Here is a 23,146-nt window from a genome sequence, read left to right as displayed (position 1 = left end):
ACCCCACTTACCGAGGACCCACCATGAATGACGACGACCGCTGCTGCGGAACCGGCACCTGCATCATTGACGCAAACGGCCATTGCTGGTGCGGACAGCAATGGGATGGCGAAAAAATGTGCCACCCAGACTTGGCATCAGCCCCCGAGCCAAAAACCGAAAAACCAGCCGAGCCAGAACCGCTTGAGCCAACGCAACCGCGCGAGCCGCATTGATTGGATTGAGCTTGGGCCATGTTTATGCCCGCATCAAGCGAGCGGGCTCACGATGCGCGCTCCCTCCAAGGTTTCATCAATATTCATGTCCTCGCTGAATAAAACGCTGCAGCCCGCAAGTTTCTAGTGGCGTTTTGTGCGCCAGCTCAGCTTACCGGGTCATTAATCCGTCATGGAACAGCTCTGCCTTAGTAACCCACGCATCTGCCCTTGCGCAAGCACATGGCCGAGCGCTGCGGCCTTGGCCAGCCACATCACGCCCAAATAATCGTCTTTGGGCACACCCTTGCCACTGACATAGCAGTGAGCCAGCCATTGCATCGCATCGGCGTTGTTTTTGCCGGCGGCTAGCCGAAGCCAATAAAGCGCCAATTTGAATTTGTCAGCGTGTAGAAAAATCTGGCCAAGCTCGTTTTGAGCCTCTGACTCACCGGCGTCAGCGCGCAACACCAAAGCCAGCTCGTCGGCGTCCATGGGGACTGAGATTTCTGGCGCCACATCCGCCCAAGCCAGCATGGCGCGCCCCCGGGCGTCATCCGTCACACGGGTCACCTTGCCCTCGGACAAGTGCCGCCACCAAGTGCTGCGGCTACGGTCGGTGACCGCCACGGCGGTTTCAATGCTGACGGTGAGTGTGTTTGCTTCCATGAGCTGCATGTTAATCACCCTCTGGTGCTGTGACACCCTTGGGTTTGTGTCATTTGGTCAGTGGCACGCAAAAAACCGTGTCATTTCATGCTGGAAATGCTTTTTGAAGGCTGAATTGGACTGAAACGTTGCTGAAGAGGCGAATTCCTACGATCTTTGATGGTTTTTGGGGTGTGGCACGGAATCTGCTGATATGTCTTCGTTCTCAGTGTTCTTATTCTTAACTTTTGGAGCTCAACATGAAGCGTTCTATGCAAAAGGGTTTTACCCTGATCGAGTTGATGATCGTTGTCGCGATCATCGGTATTTTGGCTGCGGTGGCTTTGCCGGCTTATCAGGATTACACGGTAAAGGCTAAGGTTTCTGAAGTGATTTTGGCGGCTTCGGCTTGTCGTACGGGAATGACCGAAGCCATTCAGACAGGAACAGTTGCGCCTTTGGCTGGTAAATGGGGCTGTGAAATTGCCTCGGGCTCTGGCACTAAATATGTCTCGACGGTGACAACCGCTGACGGCATAACTGCAGGCGGGGTTGGCGGTGGCTTGATTACTGTGACGTCTCAAGCTTTGGGAACCGGTATCGATGGCACCATCAAGATGGCTCCGTGTTCGGCTTCAACACAAACCACTTTCGCCGCGTGCGCACAACCAGCGATGGGACTGCCAGTTAACTCTTGGATCTGCGGCCCAGGAACAATGAATGCCAAGTACCTACCTGGCTCATGCAAGGCGCTTTAAATTTAGATACACAAAACAAGCGGCTTCGGCCGCTTTTTTTATGCGCATTTCACGCCCCTACGCTTTCGGGTTACTGTTTTTCACGCTGTCGTGGCTGGCCTATGACCACTATCGGCCATGGGTAAATTTCCACGCTGAGTTGATGGCGCTAATAGGACTTGGTTTCCTTCTTGCTAGCGCCATTCCGTGTCAATCAAACTTTGTTTCGTTGCCACGGGCTTGCGCATGGATTGCGGTTGTGGTGCTGGTACCGTGGTTTCAATATGCTGGCAGTGTCAGTTCTTTTGCGGGTGATGCATTGATGTCATCACTGTATCTTTCGGGCCTTTTGGCTGCAGTTTATGTTGGCTACCACTTGACCAACGTGGACACGCGCAAAACCGACGATGATTTGACCTGGCTGATGTATTGCCTCTGGATCGCAGCTATGGTCTCATCGGTCATTGGCCTGGCGCAATGGCTGAATGTCGATAACCCCTTGGGTATGTACGTTATCCATGCCGATGCTGGTGACCGTGCCATGGGAAACCTGGGGCAACCCAATCAATTGGCAACACTATTGTTGATGGGCATGTCGGCTTGTACTTATGTGTTTGAACGTGGCGCAATTGGCCGCCTCGCTTTTGCGCTTTGTATTGGTTTCATGACCGGGGTGTTGATCCTGACGCAATCTCGCACGGGCATGCTCAGCGTGTTGATCGTGGCTGCTTATCTCATGTGGCGCAAAGGTGCCATCAAGTCGCGCCTGTCCGGCAAGGCAGTGGCTTGTTGGGCAGCATGCTTTCTCATTGGCACACTGGCTTTGCCGTATCTCAATGAGCTTCTGCTGCTGAGTGACGTACGCAGCATCCGGTCGCCAGAGGCCATTAGCGAGCGATTTCGCATTTGGCAACAGATTGGCTACGCCGTGATGCAATCCCCTTGGGTCGGTTATGGCTGGAACCAGACAGCAACAGCCAGTGCAGTGGGGGCAATCGCCTACCCAGGATCGCTCCCGTACACCTACGCGCACAATTTTGTGTTGGACATGTTGGCTTGGAACGGCCTGCCATTAGGGCTTTTGCTGACCGGTGCTGTCGCTTACTGGTTTGTTACTCGCATTATTGCCAGCAAGCGCCTAGATGCCGTTTACGCCATGACTTGCCTATTGCCTCTTGCTGTGCACAGCATGCTGGAGTATCCGTTTGCTTATGCTTACTTTTTAATCACTGCCGGGTTGATGGTGGGTGTGGTGGAAGCGTCTCAGGTTCCAGTCAGGATGATCACACTGAATGTGCGTTGGGCGTGGGGCTTGCTGGCTTTATGGTTGCCAATAGGCAGTTGTCTGACCTATGAGTACTTTTTGATCGAAGAAGACTTTAGGGTGGTAAGGTTCGAAAATCTACGTATTGGAAAAACGTCAGAGACCTATGAAATTCCTGACGTGTGGATGCTGTCGCAAATGGGTACGATGCTCAAATCTAGACGGCTGGTCATTGAGCCTAATATGCAAAAAACAGATTTGGAAACGCTACGCGTTGTGTCGCAGCGATTTGCCGACAATGTGCCGCATTTCCGATATGCGTTGGCTTTGGCTCTTAATGACGATCCTGCAAAGGCAAACCATCAACTGGCCATTATTCGTGGTATGTATGGCAATGCATATTACTTAGCCTGTCAAAGGGAATTGCGGCGTTTAATGAAAGAAAAGTATCCTCAACTTGCCGCCGTTGTTGGTGCGGATTGATAGCTGTTGATACAACTTCCCTACATTTCATCAAGACTAAACGATCATGCAAACCGTAACTTCACTTTTATGGAAAGACCGCCTTCAAGCCAGTGGCATTCACTTGGGGCTCAGCCTTGTTGTTGCGCTACTGGCTGCACTGTTGGTGTTCGGACTTTGGTATCCCTACCCCTACCGGGATATTTCAGGTGGACGTGAACTGTTCTTGCTCTTGGTGGTGGTGGATGTCATTCTTGGCCCCTTGATTACGCTCGCCGTGTTTAACCGTGCTAAACCGTGGGCAGAACTGCGGCGCGATCTGGTGATCGTTGTGGTGATCCAATTGGCTGCCTTGGGCTACGGCCTGTGGACTGTGTTTGCGGCGCGCCCGGTGCACATGGTGTTTGAATACGACCGTTTTCGGGTGGTGCACGCGGTTGACATTCCGGTTGAATTGCTTCACCTGGCACCGCGTGATGTGGTGGCCTTGCCGCTCACTGGCCCGACGCTGCTGTCACTGCGCCCGTTCCGCGATGGCAACGAAAAAATGGCGGCCACCCTGGCTGCGCTAGAGGGTCTTTCATTGAGCGCACGCCCCGACCTTTGGCAGCCTTATGCCGCAGCAAAAAGTGAAATTCGGCAAGCGGCCAAATCGATCGTTGAACTGAAGGCCAAGTTCCCGCTTCAGGCAACTGCAATTGATGCTGTCATCGCCAAGGCAGGCCACGCGCCAGAATCAATGGTTTACACGCCAATGGTTGGGCGCAAATCGTTTTGGACGGTATTTCTTGACCCGGCCACGGCCGAAGTCGTGGCATTCATGCCTTTGGATTCTTTTTAGTTAAACGGCGGGGCTTTTTACTGCGTGTTTTTTGCCATAGAAGAACCCTAATGGCGGGGCCAGGTTCGAACGAAATGGATTTTCTGAAAATTTACCATCAGTGATGTACACTTTTATACATTAAATTGATCAGGTATCTACCATGCACCGTACCCAAATCTACCTGCAAAACGATCTTTATGACCACCTGAAGCTGCGCGCAGCGAGCATGCGAGTCAGCATTTCAGAGCTGATTCGCCGCACGCTTGAAAGCGACATTCACAAAGACCCCGTTGCAGATGCACAAGCGTATTTTGAGCGACTCAAGCCGCTGGAGAGTTTTGCCACCACAGATGCGCAGACCTATGTCAGCAACATTCGCAGCAAAAGCCGCATCTTGCGCCCAAGCGACGCATCATGACGACGCAAAGGATGGTGCTTGATACCGATGTGGTCATTGATCTTTTGAAGAAGAAGCCAGATGTAGTTGCTCAGTTTTTGACATTGGTCGCCTCAAAAACCATGTTCTTGATCAGCCCTGTGGTCGTTGCCGAAATTTACGCTGGTGCGTTTGAGCGCGAGCACAAGTCCATCGAAGCTTTTTTTAAACTGTGCCAGCAGATAGATTTGGATGCTGAGACCGGACGCACAGCAGGGCTTTATGCCAAACGTTTCAGTAAGACGTTCCAAGGCATATCGCTAGAAGATTTTCTGCTGGCAGCAACGGCACGTGTGCATCAATGTCCACTGTGGACCCATAACCGCAAGCATTACCCAATGGACGATGTGGTGCTGTTTGGTGCTTGAATCGATAAAAACGGCAACCCTGCGCAGACAGAGATTTTGGTTTGGTTGTCTTTTTGTCGCCTATTTAGGCGCCTTCGGTGCGGGCAGCAAGCGTTCGCATTCCTTCGTCACAGCGGCATAACACTCGCAGACCCGCGCCTCAAGTTTCGGTCGGTCCACCACGGTGATGCAGCCGCGCGCCACGGCAATCAGGCCGTCTTTTTGCAGTTTGCCGGCGGTTTGTGTGACGCTCTCTCGGCGAATGCCCAGCAGGTGCGAAATCTGTTCCTGGGTGATGGCCATTTTGTTGTTTTGCAGGCGGTCGATGCTCATCAGCAGCCACCTGCAAAAGCGTTGCTCCACGGAATGGTGCTGGTTGCACACGGCAGTTTGTGAGGTCTGGCAGATCAGTGCCTGGCTGTAAAGCAGCGCCAGACTTTGCAGTTTGCCGCCCAATGAAAATTCATGCTTCATGACCTTGCGGCTGAGCCGGTAGGCGCTGCCGGCGCTTTGCACTTCGGTGCTGCTGGGTAAGCTGTCGCCGCCCATGTAGATGGAGATGCCGACCATGCCCTCGTTACCCACCAGCGCCACTTCGCTAGAAGACCCGTCTTCCAGGTCGTAAATCAGCGAGACGATGCCCGAGGTGGGAAAGTGCAAAAAATTCACGTGGTCGCCAGATTCCGACATGGTCCATTTGCGGGGCATGGGCACCAGTTCCAAGTCAGGCAGCAGGCGCTCGTATTCCGCAGCTGGAAGCCGCGCAAGGATTTGATTGAGCTTGGGGTTGGGCGGTGCGGCGCTCACTATTTTTGACATGGTAGTTCTTGGCTGGATCAATCAGTAGGGGTTCTCAAACCCCAGGCGGGCCATGATTTCGCTTTCGCGCAGCTCCATCACTTGTGCGTCTTCGTCTTCATCGTGGTCCCAGCCCTGGGCGTGCAAGGCGCCATGCACCAGTAGGTGGGCGTAATGTTCTTCCAGGGTTTTGTTTTGCTCTTTGGCTTCGGCGGCCACCACGGGCGCGCACAGCACCAGGTCGGCGGTTACCACTGGCTCTTGGGTGTAGTCAAAGGTTAGCACGTTGGTTGCGTAGTCTTTCTGGCGGTAATCACGGTTCAGCGTCTGGCCCTCTTCTGTATCGACGATGCGCACGGTGATCTCGGCGTCGTCTTGCAGGGCGGCGCGCAGCCAGCGGGTGACTTTGTGGCGGGGCAGGGCGGCGCGGTGCAGCGGTGCATCAGCGATCTTGCCAAATTGCAAGGATAGGGTAAGTTGGTTCATGGTCGTTGGTCGGTAAATATATAAGAAAATGGCTTCTAGCCCTTTATTTATATGCGCTATAAGCTATTTAATATATAGCATAATTGAATCATTGAGAAAGCTTGCGAGCGCGGCTACGGGGGGCGACTGGCTCTGTGGCGTCGTCCCTTGGATGCGGGTTGTAGCGCCCGGGTGCGTCATAGGCGTCCACAATGCGCGCCACCAGCGGGTGCCGCACCACATCAGCGCTGGTCAGGCGGCACATGGCAATGCCTTCAACACCTCTGAGTACACGTTCAGCATCAATCAGGCCGCTGAGCTGGGTGGCGGGCAGGTCGATCTGGCTCACGTCACCAGTAATCACGGCCTTGGAGCCAAAACCAATGCGCGTCAAAAACATCTTCATTTGCTCGGGCGTGGTGTTTTGCGCTTCGTCCAGAATCACAAATGCAGTGTTCAGGGTGCGCCCGCGCATGAAAGCCAGCGGCGCGATCTCAATGGTTTGGCGCTCAAAGGCTTTTTGCACTTGCTCAAAACCCATCAGGTCATACAGCGCGTCGTAAAGGGGGCGCAAATAAGGGTCTATCTTTTGCGCCAGGTCACCCGGCAAATAGCCCAGGCGCTCGCCGGCTTCTACGGCCGGGCGGGTCAGCACAATGCGCTGCACGCTGCTGCGCTGCAAAGCGTCTACGGCCATGGCCACCGCCAGATAGGTTTTGCCGGTGCCGGCTGGGCCAATGCCAAAGGTGATGTCGTGGCTGGCAATGTGGTCCAGGTAGTTGGCCTGGTTGATGGAGCGTGGCTTCAGGTCGGCGCGTTTGGTTTTTAGCGACGGGCCCTCGGTGCCATTCACGTCACCATCGCCTGAGAGCATCAGCTGCACGGTACGCGGCTCAATTGGGCGCCCCGCCATCTCGTACAAGGCCTGCAACATTTCCATGCCGCGTTTGGCGTTGGCCTTGAGGCCATCCACCTTGAACTGCTCATGCCGATGCGCAATTTTGACCTGCAAGGCGGTCTCGATGGTGCGCAAATGGGCGTCCATCGGGCCGCACAGGTGGCCCAGGCGGGTGTTGTTGGGTGGGGAGAAAATGTGGCGAAGGATCACGTTGATAATTCCTGATTAAGTTACCCATGATAGGCAAAAAATGATTGGTAAATTAACCGGCACACTCGACACCAAAAACCCGCCGCAGGTCATTGTGGATTGCCACGGTGTGGGTTATGAGGTGTTTGTGCCCATGAGCACGTTTTACAACCTGCCCGAGCTGGGTGGCAAAGTGAGCCTGCTGACGCATTTTGTGGTGCGTGAAGACGCGCAAATTTTGTACGGCTTTGCCACCGCGCAGGAGCGTGAGGCGTTTCGCGAACTCATCAAAATCTCTGGTGTGGGGCCGCGTACGGCGCTCTCAATTTTGTCTGGCATGAGTGTGGCCGAGTTGTCCCAGGCAATCACGCTGCAGGAGGGCGGCCGGCTCATCAAGGTGCCCGGCATTGGCAAAAAAACCGCCGAGCGCCTGTTGCTAGAGCTCAAGGGCAAGCTCGGGCCAGACATTGGTGTGGTGGCCACCGTGGCCAATGATGCGCAGTCTGACATTTTGCAGGCCTTGCTGGCGCTGGGCTACAACGACAAGGAAGCCGCTGCCGCCCTGAAAGCGCTGCCCAAAGAAGTGGGTGTGAGCGACGGCATCAAGCTGGCTTTGCGGGCGCTGGGGAAGTAGCTCTGGTGTGACGCGACAATGCCCACCTGAATTACCATTTGGTGCAATTTATTTTCAACCCCCGACAGGACATTTTGATGAAAACATCTGGTCTCAATGCGCTTCGTTTGACTCTGGCCGCAGCGGCTGCATGCACTTTATTGGCAGGGCCCGCCCTGGCCGCTGACAAGGTTAAGGTTGGCATGCTCAGCACCTTGTCCGGCCCTGGCGCGGGCTTGGGTGTTGACATTCGTGATGGTTTTAACCTGGCTTTGAAGCATTCGGGCGGCAAGTTCGGTGGCTTGCCGGTGGAGGTGATCGTGGCCGACGACCAGGGCAAGCCTGATGCCGCCCGACAAACGGCTGACCGCCTGGTTAAGCAAGACCAGGTCGATTTCATGACCGGTGTGGTGTTTTCCAATGTGATGCTGGCTGTGGGCAAGCCAATATTCGACGCCAAAACCTTTTATATCAGCGCCAACGCAGGCCCTTCGCAGTACGCTGGTGCGCAGTGCAACCCGTATTTTTTCAGCGCCTCTTACCAGAACGACAACCTGCATGAAGCCGTCGGCAAGACCGTGCAAGACAAGGGTTTCAAGAAAGTGGCGCTGCTGGCGCCCAACTACCCCGCAGGCAAGGATGCGCTGGCCGGCTTCAAACGTTATTTCAAAGGACAAATTGCCTCTGAAACCTACACCCCTTTGAGTCAGCTGGATTACGGCTCAGAGCTGTCCAAAATGCGCGCCTCGGGTGCCGACGCGGTGTACATCTTTTTGCCAGGCGGCTTGGGCATCAACTTCATCAAGCAGTTTGTGGGTGCGGGTTTGTCCAAAGACATGACGTTGTTTGGCCCGGGTTTCTCGGCCGATGAAGATGTGATTCGTGCCGTAGGCGAGCCCATGCTGGGCATGTTCAACAGCTCACAGTGGGCGCATGACATGGACAACGCCGCCAACAAGCGCTTTGTGGCCGATTTTCAAAAGGACTATGGCCGCCTGCCCACCTTGTATGCGGCACAAGGTTATGACGCTGCCAGGCTGATGGATGCGGCGGTGCGTGATGTCAAAGGCAAGCTCGACGACAAGGACGCGGTGCATAAGGCGCTGAAAGCGGCCAAGTTTAACTCGGTGCGTGGTGCTTTCAAGTTCAACAGCAACCAGTTCCCGATTCAGGACTATTACCTGCGCGTGATCACCAAAGACGCACAAGGCCGCATCACCAACCGCACGCTGGGCACGGTGTTCAAAAACCATGCGGATGCCTATGTGGGTGAGTGCAAGATGCCAGCCCTGTAAAGGCACGCAGGTCTGATGACGGGTATTTTGGTTCTGGAGCAGTCGCTCAACGGTCTGCAATTCGGTTTGATGCTGTTTTTGCTGGCCGCGGGGCTGACGCTGGTGTTTGGCATCATGGACATGATTAACCTGGCACACGGCTCCATCTACATGGTGGGTGCTTACCTGATTGCCAGCATCAGCCTGGCCAGCGGCTCCTTCTGGCTGGGGCTGGCAGGCGGCATTGCTGCCACGGCTGCACTCGGTGCCCTGCTTGAGGTGTCGGTGCTGCGCCGCCTTTACCAGCGAGACCATTTGTCGCAGGTGCTGGGCACCTTTGCTATCCTTTTGATGAGCAACGAGGCGGTGCGCATGGTGTGGGGCTCGCAGCCGATCGAACTCAATCCACCTGCTGCACTGGCTGGCCCGGTGGAACTGTTGCCGGGGTTCAGTTACCCGGCCTACCGACTGTTCATCATCGCCGTGGGGCTGGCGGCAGCAGCGCTTTTGTATGTGCTGGTGACGCGCACTCGTGTGGGCATGCAGGTGCGGGCGGGGGCTTCTAACCGAGAGATGGCGTTGGCCATGGGCGTTGATGTGCAGCGCTTGTTCACCCTGGTGTTTGCCTTTGGCGCGGGTTTGTGCGCGCTGGCCGGGGGCATGCTCGGGCCGCTGCTGGCGGTGCAGGTGGGCATGGGTGAGAGCATTTTGATTTTGGCGTTTGTTGTCATCGTCATCGGCGGCATTGGTTCTGTGCGCGGCGCACTGCTGGGTGCGCTGCTGGTGGGCGTGGTGGACACGGCCGGGCGCGCCCTGATTCCTTATGCGTTTGAGCGCAGCTTTGGGCCAGAAGTGGCAGCCAACGCAGGGCCCGCGGTGGCGTCGATCCTGATTTATGTGCTGATGGCCGGTGTGCTATTTTTCAAGCCCCAAGGGCTGTTTCCGGCCCGTGGCTGAGTTGGACGCCACACCTGGCAAGCAGCTGGACGCAGCCCGGGCACTTGCGCCCGTGCCAGTGGCAGCCGTTGCGCCCATGCGCTTGCCGCCAGGTCTGCTGGACCAGCCTTTGCGCTGGCGCACCGGTTTGGTTTTGCTGATTGGCCTGGTGCTGTTGCCGCTGCTGGCCCAGGCTGTGGGGCAAACGTTTTATATCGGCGTCGCCAGCCGCATCTTGATTTTTGCGCTGGCGGCCACCAGCCTTAACTTGATTCTGGGTTTTGGCGGCATGGTCAGTTTTGGGCATGCTGCGTTTGTTGGCGTGGGGGCTTATGCCGCGGGCATTTTGATGCAAAGCGGCTTCACCTCGGCCTGGCTGGCATTGCCGCTGGCGTTTGTTGCGGGTGGCTTGTTTGCCTTGCTCATCGGGGCCATCAGCCTGCGCACCAAGGGTGTGTACTTCATCATGATCACGCTGGCCTTTGCGCAAATGTTGTACTACCTGATGGTGTCACTCAAGACCTTCGGGGGTGACGACGGGCTGTCGTTATCGGGTCGTTTTGAGGTCGGATTTGGCCTGGATCTGAGCCAGGACGCGAGCTTTTACCACCTGGTGCTGGCGCTTCTGGTGCTGGTGTTTCTGGCCTTGCACCGGCTGCTGAATTCGCCTTTTGGTCATGCGCTGCAAGCCATTCGTGAGAACGAGACACGCATGGTGGCTATCGGCTTTGCGGTGTACCGTTTCAAACTCATGGCCTTCGTGTTGGCGGGTGCTTGCGCTGGGCTGGCGGGTGCCTTGTTGGCGCAGCAGGGCGGTTTTGTCAGCCCGTCCATGATGCAGTGGAGCGAGTCCGGCATGTTGATGGTGATGGTAATTTTGGGCGGTGTCGGGCACCTTTACGGTGGTTTTGTCGGGGCCGTGGTGTTTTTGGTGCTGGAAGAAGTTTTAAGTGCGTCAACGATTCACTGGCAGTTTGGCCTGGGTGCGGCCTTGCTGGGGGTGGTGTTACTGGCACCCAACGGGCTGCTGAGTTTGAGCAGAAAAAAACCACGCGATGCCCGCTTGCCTGTGGGCGACGCACCCACCAGGCCAACGCCATGACGCACAGCACTTTGTTGCATGTGGACGGGTTGGTCAAACGATTTGGCGGCTTGCTGGCCACTGACCATGTGCAGCTGAATGTGGTGGCGGGAGAAATTCACGCGCTGATTGGCCCCAATGGCGCGGGCAAAACCACTTTGCTTCATCTGATTTCTGGCGCGCTGGCTCCCAGTGCCGGGCGAATCAATTTTGACGGCATGGACGTGACCCGCATGCCCATGCACGCCCGCGTGGGCCATGGTTTGGCCCGCTCGTACCAGATCACCAGTATTTTCGAGCGGCTTTCGGTGCTCGACAACGTCGCCTTGGCAGTGCAGGCACACGCGGGCCACAGCTTGAATTTTTGGAAGCCTGCGCGGCGCGATACCGAGCGCTATGCCTATGCCACCGAGGTGGTTGAGCGGGTGGGGTTGGTGCCAAAGATGCAGCGACTGGCGGGTGCCTTGTCGCATGGCGAGCAGCGCCAGCTTGAGGTGGGCTTGGCCTTGGCCACTCGGCCCAAGCTTTTGCTGCTGGACGAACCCATGGCCGGTATGGGGCCGGATGAGTCCGAGCGCATGGTCAGCCTGTTGCAAAGCCTGCGTGGCGAAGCTACGATTTTGCTGGTGGAGCACGACATGAACGCGGTGTTTCGGCTGGCTGATCGCATTTCAGTGCTGGTGTATGGCCGGGTGATTGCCTGCGGTACGCCTGACGAGATTCGGAACCACCCCGAAGTTCGGCTGGCGTATTTGGGCGACGATGAGGCGGCCACCGTATGAGTGCGCTGCTTGAAGTTGACGAACTGGAAGTCGCGTACGGGGCCAGTCAAGTGCTGTTTGGTCTGAGCTTCTGTGTCAAGGCGGGTGAAGTTGCCACGCTGCTTGGGCGCAACGGCATGGGCAAGACCACCACGCTGCGCGCCATACTGGGCTTGACACCCGCCCTGCGTGGCACGGTGCGTTTTCGGGGCGAACGCATTGACCATTGCTCACCTGATCGCATTGCCCGCATGGGGCTGGCACTGGTGCCCGAGGGTCGGCAGATTTTCCCCAACCTGTCGGTCAAAGAGAACCTGGTGGCATTTGCCGCCAACCGCAGCGGCACGGCCAACCCGTGGTGCCTTGACGGTGTGTTTGAGTTGTTTCCCCGCCTGGCCGAGCGCACGCGCCACATGGGCAACCAGTTGTCAGGTGGTGAGCAGCAAATGCTGGCGATTGGCCGCGCGCTGATGACCAACCCGCATTTGCTGATTCTGGACGAGGCCACCGAGGGTTTGGCGCCCTTGGTGCGTGAAGACATCTGGCACTGTCTGGACAAGTTACGCGCACGAGGGCAGACCATTTTGGTGATCGATAAGTATGTGCAGCGGCTGATCAGGCTGGCAAATCAGCACACCATCATTGAGCGTGGGCAGGTGGTATGGCAGGGGGATTCAACCCAGTTGGCGGCTGATCCAGCGATTTGGCAGCGCTACATCGGGGTCTAAGTCTTTTACTTTTGGAAAGTGACCATGGCAAACCTTTACCGTGAATTTGACGCCCAAGCGCAGATTGACGCGCAGTACAACCCGGCTATCAAGCTCGTTGACCCAAGCGCCCCCGGCAAATATTACGCAGCGCAATCTGCGCAGGCCCGCAATCAATTGCGCTGCCTGCTGGACGTGCCCTATGGCCCAACGCGGACTGAAACGCTGGACATATTCCCGGCAGACACCCCCAACGCGCCGGTGTTTGTGTATTTGCACGGTGGTTATTGGCGGGCCCTGTCAAGCAAAGACTTCAGTTGCATCGCACTGGGTCTGCAGCCGCTGGGCATCACCACGGTGGTGGTGAATTACGCCTTGTGCCCGCGCGTGACCCTTGATGAAATCACGCGGCAAGTGCGCGCTGCTGTCGCCTGGACCTTGCGCAACATTGCAAAGCATGGGGGCGACCCGGCGCGTGTGGCGCTGGGCGGGCATTCTGCGGGTGCGCATTTAACGGCCATGTGCCTGCAAACGCCTTGGGAAGAAGACTACGGTTTGCCGCGAGCCCCCTTGGCGGCGGCGGTGCTGGTAAGCGGCATTTACGATATCTCACCGCTGCGCTACAGCTATTTGCAACCCATGATCCAACTTGACGAGGGTGTGATTCGTCGCAATTCGCCGTTGTTTTCAGTGCGTGCTTGCCACATCCCGATTTGGGTGAATTGGGGCGACGAAGAAACGCCAGAATTTGCCCGCCAAGCCAGCAGCTTTTATGCCGCATGGCAAGAGGCAGGCAACCAGGGCGAGTTGAGCGCGTTACCCGACGCGGATCACTACCGGGGCATTCATGGTTTTGAGAATTCGCGGAGCTCACTTTGCCAATGGCTGGCAAGTCGGTTGGGGGCCTGATGCACACAACTTATGAAGCGTGCAGCCCTGCGGTTTACCCCATCACTGGGCATTGCGCACGGCCCGGCCGTTGACCGGCTGCACCGGCCGCGCATTATTGCTGGGGAACAGTTGCTGGAACAAACGGATTTGTTCGCGGCTGAGTTGGGTTGGCTGTTTCATCACCATCCACAGCACGCCTTCGGTGCAGGGCGGGGTGGTGAGAGAGCCGATGAACTGGTAGTAGCGTTGGTCTTTGGGTAGAAGCTCGTTCATGTCGATGATGCCGCCTGGCAGGCGCACGCGGTCGCTCGTGTCCAGGGGCATGTAGGTCCAGACCTTGTTGATCAAGGTGTTGGCCACACCGGGGTCCAAAAGTACCGCGACCACGGCCAATTGCCCCTCGTTATTTTTATGCACCAGATGCGCCACCATGGCGAAGTTGCGGAAATTCACCTGCTCTTCAGACGGGGTATGAAAGTGAAACTGCACCAGCTTGTAAACCGAGCCGCGCACGGTGAGTGTGTTGTCGCCATACAGGTCAACCTGAATGGTGTGGCCATTGTTGACCACCGAGCCGCTGGAGGCTGTGTAGTTGAACTGCAAGGGTTCTGCCGGGCCTTGCAAGGTGGCGGACTCTTCAATGTTGATGGGTGACTGGCGCTTGCCAATCGCGCACACATTGAAATCGGGTTTGAGCTTGCCCCAATTTTGGGGGCCGTTTTCACCGTCGTAGGCCCAATGCACATCACCGCCGTGGGCATCACCACCGTGGGCGTCCGCACCCGCTGCGGGGGCTTCATGGCCGGTGAGGGCGGCTGCCTTGGCCTTGATGTAGTCGCGGCTGGCGCGTGGGTTGGCCACGACCGGTGCATGTGCTGCGGCGGTGCGATGGGCAACGGCTACCGGCGCACGGGAGGGTGCACGCGCTGGTGCAGGTTCATGCGCGGCAGCCGGTGCGGCTGCGTGTTCTGCCGCGGCTTGCCTGGGTGCAGGCTTGTCCTTGATGACCAAGGTTAGGCTCTTCCTGTCGATGAGTTTGTCGCGCAGTGCGGCCTTGATGTCCACCGCGATGTCTTTGCCTTCCGGGGCAGAGGTGGCCTCAACTGGTTTTTTTACGGCAGTTTTAGCAACTGCCGGGGTGTGCGCGGCCCCGTGGTCGGCCGCCGCGTCTGCTGCATGGCTGGCAGGTATGGCCAGGGTCACCAATGCCAATCCAAACAGGCCAGTCAACAGGGCAGACGTGGCAACTTGTTGCCAGCCGGGAGCAGGCCGCATCACGCTCGCCATGGCAGAGCTGGGTGGATTCAAGGCGTATAGGGTGGTTTTCATGGCAGGGCTGGGGTCAGGTTGTGGCCCGTAAGTGGTCTCTTGTCATGTTATCGGCAGATGTGGCCTGGGGCTTGAGCGCGTGGGGTGGGCATGCAGGGCGCTATAGTGCCACTTTGCCTTGAAACTGAGCTTGCCTTGAGTATCCAAACTGATGACTTTGCCCCAGCGCCGCCGAAACGTGTGGTGTCCAACGCCCCTGCCTCGCCCTTTGAGGAGGCGATTGAGCGCGCTCTGCGGCCCAAGCTGCTGGATGAGTACGTGGGCCAGGTCAAGGCGCGGGAACAGCTTGAGATTTTCATCAGTGCCGCCAAAATGCGCGACGAGGCGCTAGACCACGTGCTGCTGTTTGGCCCGCCGGGCTTAGGCAAAACCACGCTAAGCCACATCATTGCCGCTGAACTGGGCGTGAACTTGCGTCAGACCAGCGGGCCGGTGCTGGAAAAACCGAAAGATTTGGCGGCGCTGCTGACCAATCTGGAAAAAAACGATGTGTTGTTCATCGACGAAATTCACCGCTTGAGCCCGGTGGTGGAAGAGATTTTGTACCCCGCGCTGGAAGACTACAAGATCGACATCATGATTGGCGAAGGCCCGGCGGCGCGCTCCATCAAGCTCGATTTGCAGCCCTTTACCCTGGTGGGTGCCACCACCCGCGCGGGCATGCTGACCAACCCGCTGCGTGACCGCTTTGGCATCGTGGCGCGGCTGGAGTTTTACACCTCCGAGGAGCTGGCGCGCATCGTCAAGCGCAGTGCCGGTCTGCTCAAGGTGCCCACTGATGAACAAGGCGGTTTTGAGATTGCCCGGCGCTCACGCGGCACACCGCGCATAGCCAACCGCTTGCTGCGCCGCGTGCGCGACTATGCCGACGTGAAAGGCGCGGGTGAAATCACGCTCGACATTGCCAACCGCGCTCTGGTCATGCTCGATGTCGACCCGCAAGGTTTTGATTTGATGGACCGCAAGCTGCTGGAAGCCGTGATTCACCGCTTTGACGGCGGCCCGGTGGGCCTGGACAACATTGCCGCCAGCATTGGTGAGGAACGCGAAACCATCGAGGATGTGATTGAACCCTATTTGATTCAACAGGGCTACCTGCAGCGCACGCCGCGCGGCCGCATTGCCACGCTGGCGGCGTACAAACATTTGGGTGTGACACCGCCCGCTAACCAAAGCGGGCAGGGTGGGCTGGACATGTTTGGCGTGTGAACTGAGCGTCAGTTCTGCTGGAACTGCCGCAGGATTTTGCCCATCACATCATTGACGAGATCTGACAGCGGGTCGGCTTGATCCGAGGGTGTGGACTCTGGCTCGGGTGGCGGTGGTGGCCTTGGGCGCGGTATGTCGAATTCGACCTTCGGATCAAGCCAGCGGTTGCGAAACGCCTGCTGGAACACATCGCCCACCATGGGCAGTGCACTGCGGGCGCCTTGGCCCCACGATCCCATCTTCACGCTGCTGTCGTTAAAGCCCACCCTGGCGCCTGCCACCAGCTGCGGATTCATCATGATGAACCAGCCATCGGTGTTGTCCTGGGTGGTGCCGGTTTTGCCGGCCACGTCGGCCTGTATGCCATAGCGGTAGCGAATAGCGGCGCCCGTGCCCCGGTCGATCACACCGCGCATGGCGTTCACCAGGGTCAGGCTGGCTGCGCGTGGCATGGCGGGCTCAAGCTCGGTCACGGGCTCGAACTTTTCCAGCACTTGGCCGTTGCGGTCTTCCACGCGCAACACCATGTAAGGCTGCATGTAATTGCCACCATTGGCGATGGTGCCGTAGGCGCTGACCATCTCAATCAAAGTGACGGGGCTGGTGCCCAGGGCCAGTGAAGGCACTAGGTCGAGCTTGCTCTGGCGCACGCCCATGGCTTTCGCCAGTTGCCCGACGCGTTGCGCGCCGACCTTCTCCATCAGTTGGGCGGTGATGGTGTTTTTGGAATAGGCCAGCCCGTTGCTCAGGGTCATGGGCTCGTAGCTGGGCGATGTGTCGTCGCTGGGCGTCCAAGGCTCGCCGCCCGGCATCTTGATGGACACCGGCTGGTCTATCAAGGTGTAGGACGGATCAAACCCTTGCATGAAGGCCGCGCCATACACAAAAGGCTTGAAGGTGGAGCCGGGTTGGCGCCGCGCCTGGCTCACATGGTCAAACTGCTCCTGGGCAAAGTCGCGGCTGCCGACCCAGGCGCGCACGGCGCCAGTGCGCGGCTCCAGCGCCAAAAAACCGGCTTGCAGCACGGCCCGCTCCGGGTCAGTCTTGCGTCGGCCGTTGGCCAGTTGTTGCAGTTGGCCGAGTTGGCGCGTCACCGCCTGGTTGGCCGCTTTCTGCAGCTTGGCGTCCAGCGTGGTGTACACCCGCAGGCCGTCGGCTTGAAGGTCGTGGTCATGGCGGTCGGCCCAGGCGATCAGCCAGGGGCGCAGGTATTGCGCCACGTGCGGTGCCAGCCCCAGCGGCTCGACTTGTCGCTCAAAATCAAGTCTTAAAGGCCGCTTCGACAGTGTCGCCAGGCGGGTTGGGTCCAGGTTGCCGTTTTTGGCCATTTGCGCCAGCACCAGGTTGCGGCGTTGCACGGCGCGTTCCGGGTTTTGCACTGGGTTGTAGTAGCTGGTGCCCTTGAGCATGCCGATCAGCGTGGCGCTTTCCAGCACGTCAAGCTGGTCGGCTGATTTGTCGAAATAGGTGCGCGCTGCCATTTCGATGCCGAAGGCGTTGTACAGAAAAGGCACCGTGTTGAGGTAGGTCTCAAGAATCTCGCGCTTGGAATACACCACCTCGATTTTCAGCGCCGTGATGGCCTCCTTGATCTTACGCGTGATGCTGGTGGCGCTGCCAATGTCTTTGGGGAAGAGGTTGCGCGCCAGCTGCTGCGTGATGGTGGAGCCACCCTGCAAATCGCCGCCTAAGGTGCGCAGAGCAGCACCTGCCAGACGATGAAAATCTATGCCGTGGTGTTGGTAAAAGCGCCGGTCTTCGGTGGCGATCAACGCATTCACCACATTGGGTGCTATTTTTTCGAGTGGCACCCACTGGCGGTTGATGCGTTTGTACTCGGCCAACACGGTGCCATCAGAGGCCAGCAGCATTGACGGCGCTTCGGATTTGGCACGGCGCAAATCACCAATGCCGGGTGTAAATGGAATCAACAGCAGCACATAAAACAGCATCAGCGCAGGAAGCAGCAACGCTGCCCGCCAGGGATATTGCCTGGCCAGCGCCTTTAAGCGGTGGAATTGGCTGATGAGGAAGGTGCGTGCGCTTTGACGGCTATGGATCATGGCGGGAGTTTAGGCCCGCCGGCACACCTCAGGCGCACCCGTTACACATCCCCACAAGTGGGGTCAGCGCTCTTGTAGTCGGTTGATGTACTCAAGGAGCGTCAGGATGCGCGCGCGCACATACGGCTCTGGGTCGTAGGGCACATCCACATAGTATTCAGCTGCCTTGATGCGGTAATCCTGCCCCCAGATGGGCATGTCGCGCGAGCCATGGCTAGGCACGTTGGCACCCTCGATGGTCTCGTACACCCGGTTCACCGGAAACACCCCGCCATTGGTCTTGGTCAACTGGGTCAGGTCGGGCGGGCTTTTACGAAGAAAGTCCACATAGGGCCCGCCGCCTTTGCCGCTTGGAGCGTGGCACACCGCACAATTTTCCAGGTACTCTTGTTTGCCGAGGTCAAGTTTTGTGGTTTGGGCGTAGGCCACGCCGCTGACCAACGCCAGCGCGATCGCGGCCAGCGCAAACTTTTGGGTTTCTGAATGCTTCATGTTGGGTCTCCTGCTGAGTCAAAAAACACTGCATCAACGCCAATGGGCTTGAAAAAATTCCACCGACGAGCAGCAAAAATGAATGTAGGCAGTTCAGGGCTGCAGCCGTTGATTTTTCGCATGTGAGGCCACAAAAGGCCGGCGGCGGGGCGCCAAGGGACAATGCGCGGGCAGCCATGTCGGTCTGCGTGATGCTTAGTCGGAGCTTTTACCCATGGATATCAAGGCACAACTCGCGCAGGAGTGGACCACCCTGCAGAACAACCACGAGGCTTATGAGCGCAGCGCCTTGGCTCTCAAGCTGGTGGCCACGCTGCTGACGGCGGCTGCCTGGGTGTATGGGCTGGACCCACTGGCGCTTGGCGCGCTGGTGCTGATTCTGTGGGCTCAGGAAGCGGTGTTGAAGACCTGGCAAAACCGGCTGGTTACGCGCCTGGTCGACATCGAGGCGATGTTCAGGCGGGGGGCACAAGGCGGCGACGAGCCGTTTCAGCTGCATTCGCAGTGGCTGGCAACGCGGCCCGGTCTGATGGGCCTGCTGGCTGACTATGCGCGCAGCGCGCTTCGGCCTACGGTGGCCTGGCCCTATGCGGCGCTGCTGCTGTTGTTGCTGCTGGTCTACTTGTAAAAGGCTTCGACCTTGCCCTTGAGCTTGATCAGCAGCGGCTGGCCCTTGCGGTCACGCGCTTTGCCGGCAGGCACCTTGACCCAGCCTTCGCTGATGCAATATTCCTCGACATCGCCGCGCTCCTTGTCATTGAAGCGGATGCCGATGTCGTGTTCAAACACGGCGGCCACGTGGTGGGGACTGCGCGCGTCGGCAGACAGGTGGTCGGGCAGGGCGGGGCGTTGGATGGTGTCAGTCATGGGTATCTAGTGTTGAATGAATGTGAATCTGTGCTGATTTTCCGCGATTTGGCGGGCTGACTGCCCAGGCACTTTCACCGAGGCAATCAGGGCACCAGGCCTTCGGTGGCACCTTCAATTAAGCGCTGCCTTCATCCAGCACGGCGCCTTCCAGGTGGCGCGTATCGGCCCAGCCGACCAGGGTCATGCCCTCGGGTGTCCAGAGCAGGCGGTTGATAGCGGCGTTGCCCAGTTGCCAGCTGCGCGGCGCGTGCAGCTCCTGGCCGGTGGCCAGCCGGTAAAGGATGTCCATCACGCCGCCGTGCGCCACCAGCACAATTTGGCCACCGATGTGTTGTTGTGCCAAGTTGTTCACGGTGCGGGCGATGCGTTCTCGCAAGGTGAGCAGAGATTCACCGCCCGGCGGGGCCCAGTCAGGCACCCGTTTGCGCCACATCACAGATTCCTCTGGCCATTGCGCCTCAATTTCGGCGTAGGTCTTGCCTTCGAACTTTCCAAAACCACGCTCGCGCAAGCCCTGGCTGGGCAGCAGCGGCGCGTCGGTGGCATGGGCGATGGCATTGGCCGTTTGCCAGGCACGCAGCAGGTCACTGGCATAGACGGCGTCAATTGGCTCGTCAGCCAACGCGCGGGCGACTTGCCCAGCTTGCCAGATGCCGTTGTGGTTGAGCGCAATGTCCAGGTGGCCTTGTAGCCGGGTGTCGACGTTCCAGGCGGTTTCGCCGTGGCGGATGGCAATGATTCGTGTGGCTTGCATGAATGTCCGCAACTGATTAGCGAGGGATTTCAATGTTGACGCGGCGCACACCGCTGGGCGGGGTGGGGAAGCTTTTGAGCGCAGCATCCAGCATGGCGGCCAGAATGGCGTCGCTGTCAGCCCAGACGCCCTCGTGGCTGGCGTGGCTCTCAAACACCACGCTACCTGCGGCATTGCGAATGATCAGGCTGACCTGGCGCCAGTAGATGGGTCGTTCGCCCAGCCCCGGAAACAGCGGGCCACGGTTGCTGATGCCAATCGAGCCATGGCCAACGGCCCAGCCCAGGCCCCAGCCAATGTTCACCCCGCTTGGGTTGTAGCTGTATTCCTGGCGCTGCACGGCGTTCACCTGCACGCTTAAAGTGGCGCCGTTTTGGCGCTTCAGGCCGACCTTGGCCAGGGCTTGCTCGGCCAGTTTTTCAAGTTTGGCCTGGCCCACGGGGTCGACCAATTGCGACGGCAAGCGCTCAAACTGGTAGCTGGCACCCGCGGCTACCACTTGTGGCGCAAAGCTGTTGACCTGCGTGTCGACAAGTCGTGTGCTGGCGCAGCCTGACAGCAAGGCCATCAAGATATTTAATGCTATAAAATAAATAGCTGATATCGCTCTATTCATAAGGGCTAGAAGCCTATTTTGTATATAAAACTAAATTTGCACCAAAGGCAGGCCCGCCACGCGGGGCAGCGGGAATTCTTCGGGGTCAAACACTTTGTCGCCGTCCGCATCTTCCACGCCGGTGATTTTCAGGCCTTTGAAGTCGTAGCGATTGACATCCATCAAATGTGAAGGCACCACGTTTTGCAGTGCGGTGAACATGGTCTCGGTGCGGCCGGGGTATTGTTTTTCCCAGTCACGCAGCATCTGGCCGATCAGCTGGCGCTGCAGGTTTTCCTGGCTGCCGCACAGGCTGCACGGAATGATAGGGAATTCACGGTGTGCGGCCCAGCGGATCAGGTCTTTTTCAGCCACGTTGGCCAGCGGGCGAATCACCATGTGGCCGCCGTCGTCGCTCACCAGTTTGGGTGGCATGCCCTTGAGCTTGCCGCCAAAAAACATGTTCAGAAAGAAGGTGGCCAACATGTCGTCACGGTGGTGACCCAGCGCGATTTTGGTGATTTTGAGTTCATCGGCGACGCGGTACAAAATACCCCGGCGCAGCCGGCTGCACAGGCTGCACATGGTCTTGCCCTCAGCCACCACTTTTTTGACAATGCTGTAGGTGTCCTGGGTTTCGATGTGGTATTCGATGCCCAGTTTGCTCAGGTACTCGGGCAAGATGTGCGCCGGAAAACCGGGTTGTTTCTGGTCCAGGTTGACGGCGATGACCTCAAAGTTGATCGGCGCGCGCTTTTGTAGCTTCAGCAGAATGTCGAGCAACCCGTAGCTGTCCTTGCCACCGCTCACGCACACCATCACGCGGTCACCTTCCTCGATCATGTTGAAGTCGATGATGGCCTGGCCCACTTGGCGGCACAGGCGTTTTTCGAGCTTGTTGATCTCGTACGCGACACGTTGCGCCGCGTCGCGCTCGGCTTTGGGGTTTTTGGTGGCGGTGCCAGCCTCTGTGGCGGAGGGCGCGTCCAACACGTCGGTACCGCGATCGGTGTCTGTCCAGGTTGCATTCATGGGTTTAATCCTTGTTCCATTGGCCGGTTTCAATTCGTATCGCCACTTCGCAGTCGACAAAAATCTCAAGCTTGGCAATCTTCACGCGCACACCCTTCACACCAGGCAACTGCATCAGCCGATTGGCCAGCTTGCCGATCAGGGTTTCAAGCAGGTTGACGTGTTCAGACGTGCATTCGTCAATGATGATGGTGCGCACCTTGCGGTAGTCCAGCACATGCATGATGTCGTCATCGGCGGGCAGCAGGGGCTGGTGGCCCAAGCTCAGTTCGGCATCGACCTGGATCGGTTGCGGGGCGGTTTTTTCGGTGTCGAGAATGCCCAGGTTGGCGTCAAAACGCAAGCCGGTGAGGGTCAAGGTTTGCTGGCCGATGGTGTGGCTGCTGGAGTATGTGATCATGAGTTTTCCGGGGTGTGGTCGGGCGCTGGCAACAGCTGTCAACCGTCATGGAAGGAAGGGCGTCTGTAGCTAGGGCTTAAAGCAGCGAGAAGTCGCGCTCGAACTTCATCAGGTGCTGGCCACCGTCCACCAGCAGCGTGGTGCCGGTGATGGACTGGTTTGACAAGGCAAACGCCACGGTGGCAGCCACATCGGCCGCGGTGGATGAATGGCCCAAGGGCGACAACTTGTGCAGCGCCTCAAACTTTTCTGGGGACAGCATGTGGCTGGTGAGTGTCAGGCCAGGCGCCACACCCACTACCCGCACGCGCGGGGCCAGCGCCAACGCCAGCATGGTGTTGGCCGCTTCCAGCGCCGCTTTGGACAGGGTGTAGCTGACAAAGTCGGGGTTGGGGTTCCACAGTTTTTGATCCAGCAGGTTGACCACCGCGCCCAACGCATAACCGCGCGTTTCCAAGTGCGCATGCAAGGCCTGGCTGAGCAAAATTGCCGCCCCGGCGTTGGCGCGCATGTGTTTTTCCATGGCGGCAAAGCTGAAGGTTTCGGGCGTGTCATGCTCAAAGGTGGACGCGCTGTTGACGATGGCATCCACCGGGCCAAACTCTTCGATCACACTGGGCAACAGGTTGCGCACCGCTGTCTCATTTGACAAGTTTGCACGAAATGAGGCGCTAGACCCCGATAGCCTTGCGCAGTCAGCTACAGTTTTGCGAGCATCTTCGACCGAGTCGCGGTAATGCACCGCCACCCGCCAACCGGCTGTGGCCAAGGTCAGGGCGATCTCGCGACCGAGTCGTTTGGCCGCGCCGGTGACCAGCACGGTGCGTTGGTACGGGGGTGATGCAGCGGGTAGCGTAGGGTGGGAGGACATTCGGGGA

The 23,146-nt window shown here is 58.1% G+C and carries 28 protein-coding genes; 15 read left to right on the top strand and 13 right to left on the bottom strand.

The genetic code is table 11. The features are described from left to right. The first annotated feature begins 23 nt into the window (after positions 1 to 23). On the top strand, positions 24 to 215 hold the full coding sequence (locus PHQ58_RS16300; protein ID WP_300112739.1) for a hypothetical protein: 192 nt from the start codon (positions 24 to 26) through the stop codon (positions 213 to 215). 162 nt (positions 216 to 377) lie between these two features. Here the strand turns inward: PHQ58_RS16300 and PHQ58_RS16295 are convergent, their stop codons facing one another. Continuing rightward, on the bottom strand, positions 378 to 863 hold the full coding sequence (locus PHQ58_RS16295; protein WP_300112737.1) for a hypothetical protein: 486 nt from the start codon (positions 861 to 863) through the stop codon (positions 378 to 380). A gap of 239 nt (positions 864 to 1,102) precedes the next feature. Here PHQ58_RS16295 and PHQ58_RS16290 point away from each other — a divergent pair, with 239 nt between their 5' ends. The 5 genes from PHQ58_RS16290 (at position 1,103) to PHQ58_RS16270 (ending at position 4,932) form a co-directional block, all read left to right on the top strand. Beyond that, positions 1,103 to 1,600, top strand: coding sequence for a prepilin-type N-terminal cleavage/methylation domain-containing protein (locus PHQ58_RS16290; RefSeq protein WP_300112735.1), 498 nt, complete (start codon positions 1,103 to 1,105; stop codon positions 1,598 to 1,600). After that, on the top strand, positions 1,563 to 3,326 hold the full coding sequence (locus tag PHQ58_RS16285) for an O-antigen ligase family protein (RefSeq protein WP_300112733.1): 1,764 nt from the start codon (positions 1,563 to 1,565) through the stop codon (positions 3,324 to 3,326). The genes PHQ58_RS16290 and PHQ58_RS16285 overlap by 38 nt, the downstream gene beginning before the upstream one ends. A gap of 46 nt (positions 3,327 to 3,372) precedes the next feature. Continuing rightward, a complete protein-coding gene (gene tfpZ, locus PHQ58_RS16280; RefSeq protein ID WP_300112731.1) occupies positions 3,373 to 4,146 on the top strand; it encodes a TfpX/TfpZ family type IV pilin accessory protein in 774 nt (257 codons plus the stop codon). Between the two features lie 142 nt (positions 4,147 to 4,288). Beyond that, a complete protein-coding gene (locus PHQ58_RS16275) occupies positions 4,289 to 4,546 on the top strand; it encodes a CopG family transcriptional regulator (protein WP_300112730.1) in 258 nt (85 codons plus the stop codon). Beyond that, entirely contained in the window at positions 4,543 to 4,932 is a 390-nt protein-coding gene (locus PHQ58_RS16270) for a type II toxin-antitoxin system VapC family toxin (RefSeq protein ID WP_300112729.1), read from the top strand. The genes PHQ58_RS16275 and PHQ58_RS16270 overlap by 4 nt, the downstream gene beginning before the upstream one ends. Positions 4,933 to 4,992: 60 nt before the next feature. Here PHQ58_RS16270 and PHQ58_RS16265 read toward each other — a convergent pair whose 3' ends face one another. The 3 genes from PHQ58_RS16265 to PHQ58_RS16255 all read right to left on the bottom strand — a co-directional run bounded on the left by PHQ58_RS16265 (position 4,993) and on the right by PHQ58_RS16255 (position 7,282). Further along, positions 4,993 to 5,730 carry a Crp/Fnr family transcriptional regulator gene (locus tag PHQ58_RS16265; RefSeq protein ID WP_300112728.1) on the bottom strand — a complete coding sequence of 246 codons (738 nt, stop codon included), beginning with the start codon at positions 5,728 to 5,730 and terminating at the stop codon, positions 4,993 to 4,995. 21 nt (positions 5,731 to 5,751) lie between these two features. Further along, entirely contained in the window at positions 5,752 to 6,195 is a 444-nt protein-coding gene (gene ybeY, locus PHQ58_RS16260; RefSeq protein ID WP_300112727.1) for an rRNA maturation RNase YbeY, read from the bottom strand. A gap of 88 nt (positions 6,196 to 6,283) precedes the next feature. Then, on the bottom strand, positions 6,284 to 7,282 hold the full coding sequence (locus tag PHQ58_RS16255; protein ID WP_300112725.1) for a PhoH family protein: 999 nt from the start codon (positions 7,280 to 7,282) through the stop codon (positions 6,284 to 6,286). A gap of 40 nt (positions 7,283 to 7,322) precedes the next feature. Between PHQ58_RS16255 and ruvA the strand changes: the two genes are divergently transcribed. The 7 genes from ruvA to PHQ58_RS16220 all read left to right on the top strand — a co-directional run bounded on the left by ruvA (position 7,323) and on the right by PHQ58_RS16220 (position 13,542). Beyond that, positions 7,323 to 7,895, top strand: a complete 573-nt coding sequence (ruvA, locus tag PHQ58_RS16250; protein WP_300112723.1) for a Holliday junction branch migration protein RuvA — start codon at positions 7,323 to 7,325, stop codon at positions 7,893 to 7,895. A gap of 77 nt (positions 7,896 to 7,972) precedes the next feature. Then, complete coding sequence (locus tag PHQ58_RS16245; protein ID WP_300112721.1) at positions 7,973 to 9,169, top strand: ABC transporter substrate-binding protein; 1,197 nt, start codon at positions 7,973 to 7,975, stop codon at positions 9,167 to 9,169. Positions 9,170 to 9,184: 15 nt separating this feature from the next. Then, a complete protein-coding gene (locus PHQ58_RS16240) occupies positions 9,185 to 10,105 on the top strand; it encodes a branched-chain amino acid ABC transporter permease (RefSeq protein WP_300112719.1) in 921 nt (306 codons plus the stop codon). 76 nt (positions 10,106 to 10,181) lie between these two features. Further along, complete coding sequence (locus tag PHQ58_RS16235; RefSeq protein WP_300112852.1) at positions 10,182 to 11,186, top strand: branched-chain amino acid ABC transporter permease; 1,005 nt, start codon at positions 10,182 to 10,184, stop codon at positions 11,184 to 11,186. Then, entirely contained in the window at positions 11,183 to 11,947 is a 765-nt protein-coding gene (locus tag PHQ58_RS16230; protein ID WP_300112716.1) for an ABC transporter ATP-binding protein, read from the top strand. The genes PHQ58_RS16235 and PHQ58_RS16230 overlap by 4 nt, the downstream gene beginning before the upstream one ends. Next, positions 11,944 to 12,654 (top strand): ABC transporter ATP-binding protein, encoded by a 711-nt coding sequence (locus tag PHQ58_RS16225; RefSeq protein WP_300112715.1) that lies wholly within the window; start codon positions 11,944 to 11,946, stop codon positions 12,652 to 12,654. Before PHQ58_RS16230 ends, PHQ58_RS16225 begins: the two co-directional genes overlap by 4 nt. Before the next feature lie 24 nt (positions 12,655 to 12,678). Continuing rightward, on the top strand, positions 12,679 to 13,542 hold the full coding sequence (locus tag PHQ58_RS16220) for an alpha/beta hydrolase (protein WP_300112712.1): 864 nt from the start codon (positions 12,679 to 12,681) through the stop codon (positions 13,540 to 13,542). 42 nt (positions 13,543 to 13,584) lie between these two features. Here the strand turns inward: PHQ58_RS16220 and PHQ58_RS16215 are convergent, their stop codons facing one another. After that, the gene (locus PHQ58_RS16215) at positions 13,585 to 14,853 is read right to left on the bottom strand and encodes a carbonic anhydrase (protein ID WP_300112709.1); all 1,269 of its coding nucleotides are present in this window, start codon (positions 14,851 to 14,853) and stop codon (positions 13,585 to 13,587) included. A 135-nt stretch (positions 14,854 to 14,988) separates the two neighbouring features. Between PHQ58_RS16215 and ruvB the strand changes: the two genes are divergently transcribed. Further along, complete coding sequence (gene ruvB / locus PHQ58_RS16210) at positions 14,989 to 16,062, top strand: Holliday junction branch migration DNA helicase RuvB (protein ID WP_300112706.1); 1,074 nt, start codon at positions 14,989 to 14,991, stop codon at positions 16,060 to 16,062. 8 nt (positions 16,063 to 16,070) lie between these two features. On the opposite strand, the gene PHQ58_RS16205 is transcribed toward ruvB, so the two are convergent. Then, positions 16,071 to 18,014 (bottom strand): transglycosylase domain-containing protein, encoded by a 1,944-nt coding sequence (locus tag PHQ58_RS16205; protein ID WP_300112849.1) that lies wholly within the window; start codon positions 18,012 to 18,014, stop codon positions 16,071 to 16,073. Positions 18,015 to 18,188: 174 nt separating this feature from the next. Beyond that, positions 18,189 to 18,617: a cytochrome c gene (locus PHQ58_RS16200; RefSeq protein ID WP_300112702.1), complete on the bottom strand. Its 429-nt coding sequence runs from the start codon at positions 18,615 to 18,617 to the stop codon at positions 18,189 to 18,191. A gap of 214 nt (positions 18,618 to 18,831) precedes the next feature. Between PHQ58_RS16200 and PHQ58_RS16195 the strand changes: the two genes are divergently transcribed. Further along, on the top strand, positions 18,832 to 19,245 hold the full coding sequence (locus tag PHQ58_RS16195; protein ID WP_300112699.1) for a hypothetical protein: 414 nt from the start codon (positions 18,832 to 18,834) through the stop codon (positions 19,243 to 19,245). Here the strand turns inward: PHQ58_RS16195 and PHQ58_RS16190 are convergent. The 6 genes from PHQ58_RS16190 to PHQ58_RS16165 all read right to left on the bottom strand — a co-directional run bounded on the left by PHQ58_RS16190 (position 19,236) and on the right by PHQ58_RS16165 (position 23,139). Continuing rightward, a complete protein-coding gene (locus PHQ58_RS16190) occupies positions 19,236 to 19,484 on the bottom strand; it encodes a DUF3297 family protein (RefSeq protein ID WP_300112696.1) in 249 nt (82 codons plus the stop codon). The genes PHQ58_RS16195 and PHQ58_RS16190 overlap by 10 nt on opposite strands. Positions 19,485 to 19,602: 118 nt before the next feature. After that, on the bottom strand, positions 19,603 to 20,241 hold the full coding sequence (locus PHQ58_RS16185) for a histidine phosphatase family protein (RefSeq protein WP_300112694.1): 639 nt from the start codon (positions 20,239 to 20,241) through the stop codon (positions 19,603 to 19,605). Between the two features lie 16 nt (positions 20,242 to 20,257). After that, complete coding sequence (locus PHQ58_RS16180) at positions 20,258 to 20,809, bottom strand: DUF4136 domain-containing protein (protein ID WP_300112691.1); 552 nt, start codon at positions 20,807 to 20,809, stop codon at positions 20,258 to 20,260. Positions 20,810 to 20,887: 78 nt separating this feature from the next. Beyond that, positions 20,888 to 21,868 carry a tRNA 2-thiocytidine(32) synthetase TtcA gene (gene ttcA / locus PHQ58_RS16175; protein ID WP_300112688.1) on the bottom strand — a complete coding sequence of 327 codons (981 nt, stop codon included), beginning with the start codon at positions 21,866 to 21,868 and terminating at the stop codon, positions 20,888 to 20,890. 4 nt (positions 21,869 to 21,872) lie between these two features. Continuing rightward, positions 21,873 to 22,268: a dihydroneopterin aldolase gene (locus tag PHQ58_RS16170; protein WP_300112685.1), complete on the bottom strand. Its 396-nt coding sequence runs from the start codon at positions 22,266 to 22,268 to the stop codon at positions 21,873 to 21,875. 76 nt (positions 22,269 to 22,344) lie between these two features. Beyond that, the gene (locus tag PHQ58_RS16165) at positions 22,345 to 23,139 is read right to left on the bottom strand and encodes an SDR family oxidoreductase (protein ID WP_300112682.1); all 795 of its coding nucleotides are present in this window, start codon (positions 23,137 to 23,139) and stop codon (positions 22,345 to 22,347) included. Positions 23,140 to 23,146: the final 7 nt, after the last annotated feature.

This window comes from Rhodoferax sp. (assembly GCF_028688795.1).
Classification (GTDB): Bacteria; Pseudomonadota; Gammaproteobacteria; order Burkholderiales; family Burkholderiaceae_C; genus Rhodoferax.
The sequence above is the reverse complement of the archived record's forward strand: the minus strand, read 5'-3'. Positions and strand labels throughout refer to the sequence as shown.